The sequence below is a fragment of the Streptomyces sp. NPDC127106 genome, assembly GCF_042677605.1.
Classification (GTDB): domain Bacteria; phylum Actinomycetota; class Actinomycetes; order Streptomycetales; family Streptomycetaceae; genus Streptomyces.
Map to the genome: position 1 here is coordinate 60,138 of NZ_JBHXTC010000013.1, position 12,700 is coordinate 72,837.

Sequence of the window (12,700 nt, forward strand, 5' to 3'; positions counted from 1 at the left end):
CGCGGCATCGTAACGTTTTTTAAAACATACACTAAAATTTCATTTCCGCCGGCCCGGTTATATTTTTTAAACCCCACGGGGGGCAACCCCAACCGGGCCCCGGCCCCCCCCCCCCCGCGCGGGGCCCCCCCCACCCCGGCCGGTGCGCGCCGAGGTGGGCAAGCCGGCCGGACATTCCGGCCATCGGGCCTCCGCTCCGGACGCGCAGGCGGGCACCTATGGTGTTCCGTGTGATCGCGAGGCGTTAGGTGGGTCTCGGTATCCCGTCGAACTCCGACGATATCCGGGCAGGAGCATGCTTGGTCAAGCAAGTACTTGAGCGAAGTGATGGTGATCCATGCCATGAGAATTGTTTGCGCACGGAAGAACTCCGGTCCGCTGGGTGGGCCGGGGTTCGGGGGTGCAGCGCCATGCGGGACACAGGGGCGGGGTCAGCCCTGGGTGGCACGCAGGGCCTGCACGGTGGGGCCCAGCTCAGGGTCGCCGGTGAAGGTGTTCAGGGTCGCGGAGAGTACTTCCGTGTAGGTGGCGCGCGCGGCCTGGTAGCGCTGGCGCCCGTCGTCGGTGATCACCGCGTAGACGCCGCGCTTGTCTGACGGGCACAGGTCCTTGTAAGCGAAACCGGCTGTCTCCAGCCTCCCCACCAGGCGTGTGACCGAGGACTGTCCCAGGCCCACCCGCTCGGCCAGATCCTGCATGCGCAGCTCGCTCCTGTCGGAGTGGTGCAGGTGCTCCAGGGAGCGGTACTCCGACAAGCCGATCCCGTGCTGGCGCTGCAGCGCGTGAGTCAGCTCCCGCTCGACGTGCGAGTGCAGGGCGAGTACGCGGTTCCAGACGGCCTGGTCGGACGTGCGCAGGGGTGCCGAGGATGAAGTTGCCATAGGTGCGTCCTCTCGGGGTCGCTGTTTGACAGCAGAGTACATGCTCATGCAAACTCCTGGCGTCCCCCGGTTGTGTCACCGACTCAGCTTGGGCAGGATTTGATTGCAGGTACAAGCAACTTTACTGGAGGTTCCCCGTGCCCGCGCCACTCCCGCCCCGCCCCCGAAACCCGCAGGCGGGCCGGACCCGGCCGTCGTTATTCGAGGAGTGATGTCCCATGCAGACCAGACCCAGCTTCCCGACCACCTCACCCCCCACGTGGAGGAGGCAGTCAGGATCAGCCGCGCGCACGTGGCCGACGGCGGCATCCCCTTCTCCGGGATCGTCGTCCGCGAGGGCCGCGTACTGGGCACCGGCTTCAACCGGGTCCATGAGGACAACGACCCCACCGCACACGCCGAAGTCGTCGCCCTGCGCGCGGCGGCGAAGAAGGTCGGCCGCTTCGGCGTCGCCGGATCCACCCTGATCGCCTCCGGCGAACCCTGCGCCCTGTGCTACATGGCCGCCCTCTACTTCGACGTCGCGCACGTCGTGTACGCGGCCGACCGCAGGACCGCGGGCGCCTACGGCTTCGACTACGCCGACTCCTACTCCCTCTTCTCCAACGACCCCACCACCTGGCCGCTCACGGTGACACACGCTCCGGTCGAGGGACACGAAGTGCCCTTCCAGGAGTTCCTGACCGGCCGGAAAGGCCACCTGCGATGAGCGAACCGGTGAAGATCCAGATCTGGTCCGATTACGTCTGCCCTTTCTGCATGCTGGCCGAGGGCCCGCTGGAAGAGGCCACGCAGGGCCTCGACGTCGAGATCGAGTGGAAGCCGTTCGAGCTGCGGCCCCACCCCCAGCCCACTCTCCGGCCGGAGGACACCTACCTGCCCGACATCTGGCGGCGCGCCGTCTACCCCATGGCCCGCAGTATGGACGTCGACATCACCCTGCCCACCGTCTCCCCGCAGCCCTACACCCGCCTGGCCTCCGAGGGCCACCAGTACGCTGCCGAGCAGGGCAAGGGCACCGAGTACACCCGCCGAGTGTTCCGAGCCTTCTTCCAGGAGGACTTGGACCTCGGGCAGCCGGACGTGCTCACCGCACTCGCCCGCGACATCGGCCTGGACGCCGACGCCTTCCGCGCCGCCCTCGACAACGGCACCTACCGCGACACCCACCAGCAGGCCCTGCGCGAGGCCGCCGCCCACCGCATCCAGTCCGTGCCCACCCTCCTCGTCGGCGGCACCCGCATCGAGGGCGTCCCCCGCGCCGCACAGCTGCGTGCGGCGATCCACGCCGCCCAGGACGAGCAGACCGCCGCCGTCCCGGGCGCCGCCTGCGGACTCGACGGATGCTGATATGGCACCGAGCCACCCCGACCCCCGACCCCCGGCCCCGGGCAGGTACGCGCCGTGGCCCTAGCCGACGCCAGCCACCGAGTTGGCCGGCCTGACCCTGCAACCGGTTCCGTCGGTGTCCGCTTCTCGCGGGCCAAGGTCACCGAACCCGCGCACCTTTGCCCGACACCCCCGCGAGGCGGCCTGCTTCTTCACCGTGGCTGCCGGCGCCGGAGCCGGACGAACTGCACCTCGCGGGCAGCGGCTCCGACTGGTTCGCCGACGCCGGACCGGCCGGCGGCAGGGGACCGACCTGACCGCACTGGCTCGCACCACCACCGCACTGCCCGTCATCGCCAACGGCGGCCTGCACCACCACCACCACCACGACGCCGCCGCACGCGCCCTGGATCAAGGCACGCAGACCTGACGGCCCTGGGCATCGCGGCCCTGGCCAACCCCGACCTCCCGCACGAACTGTGCAACGCCACGGCACTGAACCCGTTCGACCCAGCCGTACTGCACCCTCGTGCCACCGCTCGACAACGCCTGCTTGATCCGCGCCGCCTGACCGGCGCCCCCGGGCCACCCGCCCCGAGCGACGACGGGCCGGCCCGTAACGCGCCGCCCCCTCACCCTTAGTGAAAGGACCCCGCCATGCAGTGGCTCTACCTCGCCATCGCCGTCGCCTTCGAGATCGCCGTCGCCATGGCAGCCGGCAAGGCCGAGGGCTTCCGCAACCGCCTCTGGACCGCCGCCACCCTGATCAGCGGCGCCATCGCCACCTTCTTCCTCAGCAAGGCGCTCCTGACCTTCAACGTCGGCGTCGGCTACGCCCTGTGGACCTCCGTCGCAGGCATCGGCATCACCCTCCTGGGAGCGCTGCTGTTCGGCCAGCGCCTGAGCTGGCGCAAGGCACTCGGCATCGTCGTCATCATCGCTGGAGTCGTCGGCCTCCAGCTCAGCGGCGCCGCCTGAGCCCCCACCCCGTACCCCACCCCACCCCGCCCCACTTCACGAAGGGAACCGCTCGCATGTCCACCCCCGCCCGCAACTCCGCTTCCTCCGCCAACTCCTGGCTCATGCTCCTGCTCGCCGGAGCCTTCGAGGTCGGCTACGCGCTCGCCGTCGGCGGCAGTCACGGCTTCACCCGCGTGTCGTGGTCGCTGGTCGCCGTGGTCTTCTTCCTGCTGACGCTCTGGGCGCTCAGCACCGCCCTACGCACCATCGACGTCGGCATCGGCTACGCGGTCTGGGCTGGGATTGGAGCGGTCGGCGCAGCCCTGCTGGGCCCCGTCTTCTTCGACGAGGCCCTCACCGGGATCCAGGCCGTGTGGCTGGCCGTCATCATCGCCGGAGTGATCTGGCTCAAGCTCGCCGACCGGTCGCAGGCACCGCAGGAGACCGCAGTCGCCGCCACCCCGCCCCGGGATGTCCAGGGCGCCGAAGCCTGACCGGTGGCCCTGAGGCGCCGCCACCCCGTTACCTCTCTCGTGGCCCCGAAACGGGGCGCGTGACGCTCGGTATGGCCGTTTTCCCCCTATCGAAAGCATGACAATGCCGTTCCTTTGGGGTGGTCGACCGTTGGGCCGTTCGTGTTGGTGTCGCGTCTGCAGCGGCGCAGGGTCCACAGGGCGGCGGCGATCGCATCGTCGGCACTTGCCGGGGTTTCAGCCTGGCCTGGCTGTGGGGTCCGGTGGCGGTCAGGTGATCAGGGGCGGGACGGCTGGTGAGGGCTGGCAGGGAGATTCCGGCGGGGTCGAGCATGGCGGCCAACCGGAGCATGGGGACGGCCAGGCCGACTGGGGGCATGTGGTTGGCCCTACCCATGGACGGGGACCATGCTGCGGCACTGGCGGTGGTCTGGTCGTCCGGCAGGGACCCCAGTGGCCCAGTCCGAGAACGTTCCACGGCGGCGTGGGTGAGCCAGTCCGCTGCGGTCAGCTGGTCGACCAGGTGCTGCACAGCCCCAGAACGTGCGCTGGTGTTCGTGGGAGCAGTTTCGCTGCCGCTCGGGCACGATCGGCTCCGGCGCTGTCCCACGGAGGCGGGCGCCGGAGCCGAAATGCCGGCACCTGGATGCTCAGTCGGCTCGTGGCGCCCATGAAGCGGCATGGGTGGACGCGGTGCGCCCGCACGACCAGGCCACGACGACACCCCACACGGCCACGACTGCGATTCCGGCGCCCAGGAGGGCAGCGGACATCCAGCCGCCGTTGCCCAGGTTGATCATCAAGGCGCCCAGAACGGCCGCCACGGTCGATCCGACGACTCCGACGGCTGTCAGGGGCAGGGCGAGGTTGAACAGGGCGATCCGCTGGTAGAAGCTTCTCCCAGTCTGATAGACCGCCAGTGGGCCGAGGGCCTGGGGCTGTTCGATGAACACCCCTGCGGCGCCGAGAGCACCTGCGGCGGCCAGCGCCGCGATGCCGAGAAGGGCGACGTCCAGCAGCCACCGGACCTGGGCTGCCTGGGCGGCCGCCCCCAGGTACCAGGACTGTCCGGGCTGTGCGGTCATGGGCCCGATCAGCTGCCGGTGGGCGGCCTGTTCTCCTTGTGCGGGAGCGGCACACGCACATACCGCGACTGGGGGGCGGGGCAGCATCTCCGCCGTGGCGAACACTTTCCGGCTCAGCGGCGACAGGCTGGTGAACACACCTTCTCCACGCTGACCGGCTCGACGGGGCAGGAGCTGATGGTTCCGAGCGCGGCCAGGCCTCGGCAGGTGCCAGTGAGCCGCACGCCCGCCCCACCGGGTTCGGGAGAGTAGCGCACCACCTGCTCGACGCCGACAGCCGCGACGAACGCGTCGGCGGTGGCGGGGATGTTACGGGACCGGACTTGTACCAGTGTGCCGCCCCCGGCGTTGTAGCGGGTCCGGGCAGCGTCGGCAGGTCCGGTGAACTGGGTGGTGATGACCTGCCCGATGACCACGATGCCGAGGCCGACGACGAGAGCGGCGCTGAGCCGGGCCAGAGCCTGTGGCCGGGCCGCGAGCCATCGCCCGGCCACGATCTTCGCCGCGTCTCCACGCCTGTCCCCGCTACGTGCGAGACGGGCCCCTATGCGCCGGGCAAGTCGAGCGGTGGCGTAGGGAAGAACGATCAGGGCAGCCATGGCCCCGACCGTGAAGGCGATCTTCCCCGCGGTGCATGGTGCTCCGACCCCCATGCGGCCACGACGACAGCACAGACGAACACCACGCTCGGCCACCGGCCACCGGACGGGCCCGAGCGGGACACCCGCCGCCCCTTCACGCCGACGGCGGACAAGACAGCCGGCCCCACTCACCCCGAGCAGCACGATGAACGTACCCATCGCGCACGCAGGCAGCCACCCGAGTGCCGCCCGAAGGTCCTCGGCCCACACCCAGTATCCGGTGAACGGCAGCTCCAACGAGGTCACGGACACGGTCACAGCCAGGGCGCAGGCGGCCAGGATCCCGCAGACGAGCGGCCGAGCGGCCTCCGCTGCCACCACCACGGCCCGGCCACGGACCGGGATGCCGAGCACGTCGAGGAGCAGCAGGCGCCGCTCACGCGCCTCCGAGCGGCCACGGGCCGCCACGCAAACGGTACCGAGAGCGAGCACGGCGGCCAGCATGAGAGCTGCCCGGTGTGCCGATCCGCCTCGAGTACGAGCCATGCGGTACCCAAGGGCCCACAACAGACGCTTGCCGGAACGGCCTTCGGACCTCACCGGACACCTTCCAGCTTCCCGCCGGCCAAGGTCAGCACCACATCCGCCCGCTTGGCCACCTACGGGGCGTGCGTGACGACCACGAGCGCGCACTGTCGCTGTGCGGGTAGGGCGAAGAGCAGCTCGGCGACCGCATGGGCGGCTTCACCATCCAAAGCACCGGTGGGCTCATCGGCCAGAACCACATCCGGCGAGCCTATGAGCGCTCTGGCCACGGCCAGCCGCTGCCGCTCACCGCCGGACAGGGTGGCGGTGGGGGACGTGCGATGACCGGCGAGTCCGAGTCCGAGTCCGAGTCCGAGTCCGAGTTCGCCGAGCAGCAGCTCGGTCGCAGCCCAGCACAAGATCCACAGACAAGCTCAACGCGACGGGACACTCAGCGTCTTGTCTCGTACCTGGTCAGGACCACGCCGCCGGGAAACGTCCGCGTCTCCACCAGGTTCAGGTTCACCCAGCTGTCCAGCGCGGTGAAGAACGGCGTGCCGCCGCCCACCAGGACCGGATGGGCGGCGATCGCGTACTCGTCGATCAGCCCGGCGCGCATGGCCGCCCCGGCGAGCGTTGCGCCGCCGATGTTCATTGGGCCGCCGTCCTCGGCCTTGAGCCGGGTGATCTCGGCGATCGCGTCGCCGGTGACCAGGCGGGTGTTCCAGTCGACCTTGTCGATCGTCGAGGAGAACACCACCTTCGGCGTGTCCCGCCAGTTCCGCGCGAACTCGATCTCCGCCGGGGTGGCGCCCGGCTGCTGGTCGCCGGTCGGCCAGTAGGAGCTCATCGCCTCCCACAGCTTGCGCCCATACAGCGACAGGCCACACGCCTGCTCGTGGTCGAGCCACCACTGAAACAGCTCGTCGCTCGGCGGTCCGCTCCAGCCGATGTCGTCGCCGGCGGCGGCGATGTAGCCGTCCAGGGTCAGGTTCATGCCGTAGATCAGTTTCCGCATGGCCCAGCCTTCCGTTCGTGGTGTCCGGCGTATAGACCAACGCGGCCGGAAAACTCATCGGTGCGCGATCTGGGCTCGCCGGTAGCCCTCGTGCTCGGGACTCAGCGTGGTGTACTCGGCCGACTCGGACAAGCCGCCTCGACCTCGCCCTCGCGAGAAAATGCCACGGATTTGAGACTGATCATGGGTGACAAGGCCATGAGACAGCCAAGAACGCCCAGGTCACGCAAGAACGACATGCCACGAGCGGCGAGACCCTACATCACCGGCTAATGGCCCTCAGGTTGCTGGCCGAGGGGCGAAGACAGCGGCGTCCGCTCCTGGAGACCGCCGCCGCGCCCGGCATCGAGTACCGCGACCCTTCCCCTAGCCTCACGTCATCGATAGTGCGACCAACGGGCGGAAAACGGCTGGCCAGGACCAGCAGGCGGGCAGGCCGGTGCGGGCGTGGCTGGGGCCCGTGTTCCCTTCCTGGCCGGTCACACAGGCCAGTCCCGACGACATCGACCGCCGCGGGCGACGCGGCGGCTGTCTGTTCGTCGTACTGGCGCAGCATTCGCACGACAGTCGCCGGGGAGGGCGCTGGCCCTTCTTCGTGCCCTTGGTGATGACGAGCCGGGCCGCGATCTCGCGCAGGCTCAGCTCCTGGTCCCGAAGGTGCAGCGCCATGGCGAGCAGACGATCGGGTCGACGCGGGACCGAGATCATCATCCCGCCGCCCCCTTGCGACTCACGTTGGCCGGACCCCCTCGGAGACGTTCAGCCGCCGCACTGGACTGCCATGCGACCTCACCGTCGACAGCAGTGAGGACATGCCCTTTCTCCTCGTAGCTGGAGATTTCCGGACTGTCGTATGTGACCTGCATCACATTTTCTGTTCTTGCTGTCGGTGACACCGGGTTGAGGCCCTGTACGGGTGTCAGGAATTCACCTGGGGAAGGCATCCGATGACTTACGACAAGCGCATGAAGGCTCAGACGCGGCTTGCGGTCTTGATCAGCACCAGGAATGACAGCACTCCGACGTCCCCCCGCACCAAGATGGCACGACGCACCGCACGATGGCTGGCTGGCAGGCCGCCCCAGCAGCACCGCTCACTTGCCAGGCGGTTCGGCCTTGCCTCAGACGCCGTGGCAACCCGGCTGGTCGTGATCCCCGACAGCCCCCACTTGCGCGAGCGTTACGGGCTCGACCAGATCCCGTTCGTCGTCGACTCCCGCAAACCCTTCGACGCTCTGCAGCTGGCGTTCAGGTGTCAGCCCCTCACCCGTGAGGCCCTGACCAAGGCATTGCCGTTCAAGCGCCCGCTGACGCTACGCCCGACAGCAGATATCTACGGCGAACTGTCAGCCATCGCCGCCACATGGCCCCTTCCGACGGGTACCTGCAAGGCCTACAAGGAAGCCCACGACGCGATGACGGCCTACGTGTTCCACAGCGACGAAGAGAAAGCCGCAGCCTTCGCGCATAAATGGAACCTGACGATTCGCAAGCGCTCCGCGGTCCTCAACGGGCTGATCAGCATCGACTGGGACGGCGTGGAGCTCTACGACGACGAAAGTGTGGTCTCCGCGCTCAACCGCCAGATCAGGACTGAGCGTGACAACTGGCGACCGATCCACACCCGCCAGCTCAAGGGCCACCACATCGTTCTGGGGGTCAATGGCGAGAGCCGCAAGCAGCCCAAGAGCAAGTCAGCCGAGGACCAGTACTTGGATCGACAGCCCTACGGGCACCACCCGTGCCTCGATCTCCTGCTCGTCGACTTCACCCCCCAGGAGGCTCAGGCAGTGGCCATGTACGTGTTCGGCGGCTCCAACACCGACTGGCATGACGCGGCGCTTCTGGCCAATGCTTCGGACCCGAAGCGCTTCGGCGAACGAGTCCGCCGGATGGTGAAGCACGCCGCCAAGCGGCACCGCGCGACCGCAAGCCCTGCGACGTGCACCCACGGAACTGCAGCCAATGAGATGGGAGTCTGAGCATGCCGACTCTGATCACCGATTTGGCTCAGTCAGGTCTTCCGACATGGCTGATCGCGGCAGTACTCCTCACCGCCAGTGCCACGACTTTGATCCTCGTCTGCACACGGGCGAGGGTCAGCATCGTTCGCGCCCACGGTGAATCCGACCGCACCGTGGCAGTCTTCGAGAGCCGCCTCCGCTTCAAGCGCTGGAAGATCACTCGACGCGATCAGCGACGAACCCGGAGTCGTTCGCCCCAGCAGTGACACGAGGCCCCAGGCAGGTGCTCATCCTGACCCCGTCGGCGCCCGCGCGGGCGCCGACGGGTCGGCGAGCGTCTCGCTGCGCCCGGCGCCGGTGTGTACGCCGGGTCCCCGGGGCCCCCACAATGCTGCCAGAACTTCGTCCGCCCGGCCGGCCACGGCTTCGGCAGCGGGTATCTCGATGGCCGACCCACCGCGCCCAGCCCCTGCCCCGAAGTAGCACCGGCCGACCCCGCGGCCTCCGCCCGCGCGATCGGCCTGACGCTCTCGAGCGGATCGCGAAGGTCACCAGGCCGCGTTGAACTGTGGACGGAGAGCAAGAGGGAACGGGCCGCGGCTGCACGGTTCGACAAACCCGCCGTCCGCGATGAGGCGAACTACTCCCGCGGAGTTGAGTACCTGCGCTCTGACGGGAGCTCGGGCGGGTTCGAACACTGGAGCCATGCGCAAAGAACTGCAGAGACGGATCCTCGAACAGCTGGCGCCCCTGGTGCTGGCCGGGGTGGCGATGGCGGCGTGGGCTGCCTGGCTGGGCTGGGACCAGCACCGCGACGTGCACGCCGACGGCTCGGAGACTGGCCCCTACGGGGCCTGGCAGGTGATCGGGCTCGGCCTGACACTGCTGGCACCGGTCTACTGGGCGGCGTCCCGGCAGCACATCGCGGCCGCGGTGCTCGGCACCACCACCGGGCTCACCGCTGCCGCCTACTACGACTGGTCGGACGACGCGACCGGACTCTTCATGATTGGCGTGAGCATGGTCGCGATTGGGAGCCTCCTCGCCACGACCACCCTCTCACTCGTGATTGCTTCCCGGAAACGAAGGGCCGGACCCGGCCGGTCCCGGCACGGATGGCCTTCCAACCCCGAGTAGCCGCGCGGCCACGCACCGAGGGGCTGCCGAAGGACACCGACGGGTCGGCGCACCGCACTAGACTCCCGTCGGCGAACCCCCGTCAGCTCACCCAGAGACGGGCGGCGTCCACTGCAGGATCACCGGGGCAGGGCCTGTCGGGAGCTCGTACAGTTCCGTCATACACGTCGGGGTCGGGTCGAGAAGGGCCGTGCGGTGAAGGAACTCAGGCTGCCCATCGACCTCCCGGCAGCGCGGAAGGATCCCGACAGCGGCTATACGGTGCACGGGCGCCGGTTCCAGGATCCGTACGCCTGGCTGGAGCGCATCGACGACGCGGAGACCGCGACGTGGATCGCCGCGCAGGAGGCCGTCACCCGCGCCGTGCTGGCCGAGGTGCCCGGACGGGACCGGCTGAGGGCGGAGGCTTCCCGTGCCTCCCGGTATGCGCGCATGTCGCCGCCGATTCCCGCGGGACCATCCGGTCAGGAGTTCTTCTGGCAGGCGGGCGCCGACGACGAGAAGCTCGCGTTCATGCTGCGGCGCAGCACAGGAGCGGCCGCACTGCCCGAGACCGTGCTCGACCCGAGCGCGTGGGCGAGCGAGGAGGCGCTGGTGTTCGCCGTGCCCTCGCCCGACGGCCATCTGGTGGCCTTCGGAAAGTCCGTGGGCGGTACGCACGACGCCGTGACCCACGTCCTCGACCTCGCCTCGCGGCAGGTACTGCCCGACCGGCCCCGCGGCTCAGGCCACTCGGCACCCGCTTGGCTCCCCGACTCCTCCGGCTTCCTCTACGCCGCCTGTCCTGAGCCCGGCGAGGTCCCGCCGGGAGAGGAGGCACTCTGGCACGCCGTGTACGAGCACCGGCTGGGGTCGCAGAAGCCGGCCCGCCGGATCTTCGGCGGACGGCACGATCACGAGAAGGAATACTGGTGCTCGGTCAAGGCCAGTGAATGCGGCCGCTTCGCGGTCCTGTCCATGTGGGACTACGTGCACGCCAACACCGTGCACCTGCTGCGCCTGGCCGACGGCGAGCTCATACCGGTGGCACCCCTCATGCGATCCCTCAACCAGGTCCAGGTCATCGGCGACTCGCTGCTCATCCATACGGACCTCGACGCACCGCGCGGCCGGCTCTGCCTCGCACCGCTGACCGAGCCGACCGCCTGGCGGACCCTCATACCGGAGGGCCCGGACACGCTCCAGACGGTCGCCGGAGTCGGCGGCCGGCTCTACGCCGTCCACACGCACGCGGCCTCGCACCGGGTGCGGATCCACGCCGCGGACGGCACCCACCTCCGCGACCTGGAGCTTCCTGCCCTCGGCTCGGTCAACCGCAACGAGGGCGAAGGCGTCGTCAGCGGGGTCAGCGGCCGCTGGGACGGTGACGAGGTATGGGTGAGCTTCACCTCGTACGTACAGCCGCCGTCGCTCTACCGCTACGACTACGCGGCGGACCGGCTGTCGCCGTACCACGTACCCGACGCCGGACTCGACGCATCCGCATTCATCACGGAACAGGTCTGGTACGAGTCGCCGGACGGCACGCCGGTCTCGATGTTCGTCGTCCGCCACAAGGACCTGCCGCGCGACGGGCAGCGGCCCGTGCGGCTCAGCGGCTACGGCGGGTTCAACATCGCGATGGAACCGCGCTGGGCACCGGTCAACGCGGCGTGGCTGAGGCTGGGCGGCGTACTGGCCTTCGCCAACATCCGGGGCGGTGGCGAGTACGGGCGCGGCTGGCACGAGGCGGCGGTCAAGACCCGGCGGCAGAACGCCTTCGATGACTTCGTTGCCGCGGCACGCTACCTGGTCTCGGCCGGCTGGACGACGCCCGGCCGGCTCGTCTCGCGCGGCAACAGCAACGGGGGCCTGCTCGTCGCTGTTGCCGCTCTGCAGGCACCTGACGCGTTCGGGGCGGTCTACAGTCGGGTGCCGGTGCTGGACATGCTGCGGTTTCCCCGTTTCAGCCATCTGGCCGCCGCGACCGTGGAGTACGGCGATCCCGATGACCCGGTCGAGGGCCCGTACCTCGCCGGCTACTCGCCGTACCACAACGTCCGAGCCGATCGCCGCTACCCCGTGATGATGTTCGCGCCGGCACTGAACGACCGGAACGCTCCTCCCCATGACCCGCTGAAGATGGCTGCCCGGCTCCAGGCCGAGGCCGCGCGGGGAGGCCCGTACCTGGTGTTGCCACTCCGCGCTTCGGGGCACGCAGGCGGTACCACGGCGTCGGCCCTGATCGAACAGGACGTGGACGAGCTGAGCTTCTGCTGCTGGGCGCTCGGTGTCATGCCTCGGTGAATGCCTCCTGAGGCGGAGCTGGAAGCACCACACCAGCCGTACCGGCCGAAGACGCACACCACCACCGTCTCGTCGAGCGCGCCGGCCCTGCTCCTGGAGGAAGCTCGCGGTGGGGGCCAGCCCGAGGGGGTCTCGGCGGGCGCGTCAGGCCTTTCCGGTCATCGCGATGCACTCCAGACCTCTGCGACGGCAGGGCGGTTCGGCCATCGCGCAGACTACGGCCGCCGCAGGCTGCTTCGGTACGCCCCGGACGTCTTGGTCGGCGGCCGCGACCGGCTCCCGCCTCTCGGCCATCGGATCTCGATCTTGGATCGCCAGGAGTCGTTCGCCCTCTCGACCCGCGCCCAGGCAGCACTGCATCGGGCCGAGTGGCGTAGTTCCACACGTGGCCCGCGGCCGGCCCGGGTTCACCCGGGCGACGACCTCGGCACCGGAAGCACCCTCCTCACGCTGGGGGTTCT

At 69.4% G+C, this 12,700-nt stretch carries 15 protein-coding genes; 8 read left to right on the forward strand and 7 right to left on the reverse strand.

The genetic code is table 11. The features are described 5' to 3' along the window. Positions 1-431: 431 nt before the first annotated feature. Positions 432-881 carry a MarR family winged helix-turn-helix transcriptional regulator gene (locus tag ACFVGY_RS14465; protein ID WP_385676119.1) on the reverse strand — a complete coding sequence of 150 codons (450 nt, stop codon included), beginning with the start codon at positions 879-881 and terminating at the stop codon, positions 432-434. 211 nt (positions 882-1,092) lie between these two features. On the opposite strand from ACFVGY_RS14465, the gene ACFVGY_RS14470 reads away from it, so the two are divergent. The 5 genes from ACFVGY_RS14470 (at position 1,093) to ACFVGY_RS14490 (ending at position 3,664) form a co-directional block, all read left to right on the forward strand. Further along, positions 1,093-1,590 carry a nucleoside deaminase gene (locus tag ACFVGY_RS14470; protein ID WP_385676121.1) on the forward strand — a complete coding sequence of 166 codons (498 nt, stop codon included), beginning with the start codon at positions 1,093-1,095 and terminating at the stop codon, positions 1,588-1,590. Next, on the forward strand, positions 1,587-2,231 hold the full coding sequence (locus ACFVGY_RS14475) for a DsbA family protein (RefSeq protein WP_385676124.1): 645 nt from the start codon (positions 1,587-1,589) through the stop codon (positions 2,229-2,231). Before ACFVGY_RS14470 ends, ACFVGY_RS14475 begins: the two co-directional genes overlap by 4 nt. A gap of 196 nt (positions 2,232-2,427) precedes the next feature. After that, the gene (locus tag ACFVGY_RS14480) at positions 2,428-2,640 is read left to right on the forward strand and encodes a hypothetical protein (protein WP_385676127.1); all 213 of its coding nucleotides are present in this window, start codon (positions 2,428-2,430) and stop codon (positions 2,638-2,640) included. A 227-nt stretch (positions 2,641-2,867) separates the two neighbouring features. Then, positions 2,868-3,188, forward strand: a complete 321-nt coding sequence (locus ACFVGY_RS14485; protein WP_385676130.1) for a DMT family transporter — start codon at positions 2,868-2,870, stop codon at positions 3,186-3,188. Positions 3,189-3,244: 56 nt separating this feature from the next. Continuing rightward, the gene (locus tag ACFVGY_RS14490; protein WP_385676133.1) at positions 3,245-3,664 is read left to right on the forward strand and encodes a DMT family transporter; all 420 of its coding nucleotides are present in this window, start codon (positions 3,245-3,247) and stop codon (positions 3,662-3,664) included. Positions 3,665-4,293: 629 nt separating this feature from the next. Here the strand turns inward: ACFVGY_RS14490 and ACFVGY_RS14495 are convergent. The 5 genes from ACFVGY_RS14495 to ACFVGY_RS14515 all read right to left on the reverse strand — a co-directional run bounded on the left by ACFVGY_RS14495 (position 4,294) and on the right by ACFVGY_RS14515 (position 7,563). Further along, positions 4,294-4,728 carry a hypothetical protein gene (locus ACFVGY_RS14495; protein WP_385676136.1) on the reverse strand — a complete coding sequence of 145 codons (435 nt, stop codon included), beginning with the start codon at positions 4,726-4,728 and terminating at the stop codon, positions 4,294-4,296. A gap of 113 nt (positions 4,729-4,841) precedes the next feature. Further along, a complete protein-coding gene (locus tag ACFVGY_RS14500; protein WP_385676138.1) occupies positions 4,842-5,813 on the reverse strand; it encodes a hypothetical protein in 972 nt (323 codons plus the stop codon). Between the two features lie 155 nt (positions 5,814-5,968). Beyond that, entirely contained in the window at positions 5,969-6,253 is a 285-nt protein-coding gene (locus tag ACFVGY_RS14505; RefSeq protein ID WP_385676141.1) for an ATP-binding cassette domain-containing protein, read from the reverse strand. Positions 6,254-6,285: 32 nt separating this feature from the next. Continuing rightward, positions 6,286-6,852, reverse strand: coding sequence for a dihydrofolate reductase family protein (locus ACFVGY_RS14510; protein WP_385676144.1), 567 nt, complete (start codon positions 6,850-6,852; stop codon positions 6,286-6,288). 372 nt (positions 6,853-7,224) lie between these two features. Then, a complete protein-coding gene (locus tag ACFVGY_RS14515) occupies positions 7,225-7,563 on the reverse strand; it encodes a hypothetical protein (protein ID WP_385676147.1) in 339 nt (112 codons plus the stop codon). A 236-nt stretch (positions 7,564-7,799) separates the two neighbouring features. Between ACFVGY_RS14515 and ACFVGY_RS14520 the strand changes: the two genes are divergently transcribed. The 3 genes from ACFVGY_RS14520 (at position 7,800) to ACFVGY_RS14530 (ending at position 12,239) form a co-directional block, all read left to right on the forward strand. Then, entirely contained in the window at positions 7,800-8,834 is a 1,035-nt protein-coding gene (locus ACFVGY_RS14520) for a hypothetical protein (protein ID WP_385676150.1), read from the forward strand. Positions 8,835-9,521: 687 nt separating this feature from the next. Then, the gene (locus tag ACFVGY_RS14525; protein WP_385676152.1) at positions 9,522-9,953 is read left to right on the forward strand and encodes a hypothetical protein; all 432 of its coding nucleotides are present in this window, start codon (positions 9,522-9,524) and stop codon (positions 9,951-9,953) included. A 195-nt stretch (positions 9,954-10,148) separates the two neighbouring features. Next, entirely contained in the window at positions 10,149-12,239 is a 2,091-nt protein-coding gene (locus ACFVGY_RS14530) for a prolyl oligopeptidase family protein (protein ID WP_385676155.1), read from the forward strand. Between the two features lie 215 nt (positions 12,240-12,454). Here ACFVGY_RS14530 and ACFVGY_RS14535 read toward each other — a convergent pair whose 3' ends face one another. After that, positions 12,455-12,622, reverse strand: a complete 168-nt coding sequence (locus ACFVGY_RS14535; protein ID WP_385676158.1) for a hypothetical protein — start codon at positions 12,620-12,622, stop codon at positions 12,455-12,457. Positions 12,623-12,700: the final 78 nt, after the last annotated feature.

Excerpts from the sequence above, each read along its gene's own strand:
- ACFVGY_RS14510 (WP_385676144.1), bottom strand. The coding sequence starts at position 6,852 with ATGCGGAAACTGATCTACGGCATGAACCTGACCCTGGACGGCTACATC.
- ACFVGY_RS14470 (WP_385676121.1), top strand. The coding sequence starts at position 1,093 with ATGTCCCATGCAGACCAGACCCAGCTTCCCGACCACCTCACCCCCCAC.
- ACFVGY_RS14485 (WP_385676130.1), top strand. The coding sequence starts at position 2,868 with ATGCAGTGGCTCTACCTCGCCATCGCCGTCGCCTTCGAGATCGCCGTC.
- ACFVGY_RS14525 (WP_385676152.1), top strand. The coding sequence starts at position 9,522 with ATGCGCAAAGAACTGCAGAGACGGATCCTCGAACAGCTGGCGCCCCTG.
- ACFVGY_RS14515 (WP_385676147.1), bottom strand. The coding sequence starts at position 7,563 with ATGATGATCTCGGTCCCGCGTCGACCCGATCGTCTGCTCGCCATGGCG.
- ACFVGY_RS14500 (WP_385676138.1), bottom strand. The coding sequence starts at position 5,813 with ATGCTGGCCGCCGTGCTCGCTCTCGGTACCGTTTGCGTGGCGGCCCGT.
- ACFVGY_RS14490 (WP_385676133.1), top strand. The coding sequence starts at position 3,245 with ATGTCCACCCCCGCCCGCAACTCCGCTTCCTCCGCCAACTCCTGGCTC.
- ACFVGY_RS14520 (WP_385676150.1), top strand. The coding sequence starts at position 7,800 with ATGACTTACGACAAGCGCATGAAGGCTCAGACGCGGCTTGCGGTCTTG.
- ACFVGY_RS14475 (WP_385676124.1), top strand. The coding sequence starts at position 1,587 with ATGAGCGAACCGGTGAAGATCCAGATCTGGTCCGATTACGTCTGCCCT.
- ACFVGY_RS14465 (WP_385676119.1), bottom strand. The coding sequence starts at position 881 with ATGGCAACTTCATCCTCGGCACCCCTGCGCACGTCCGACCAGGCCGTC.
- ACFVGY_RS14495 (WP_385676136.1), bottom strand. The coding sequence starts at position 4,728 with ATGACCGCACAGCCCGGACAGTCCTGGTACCTGGGGGCGGCCGCCCAG.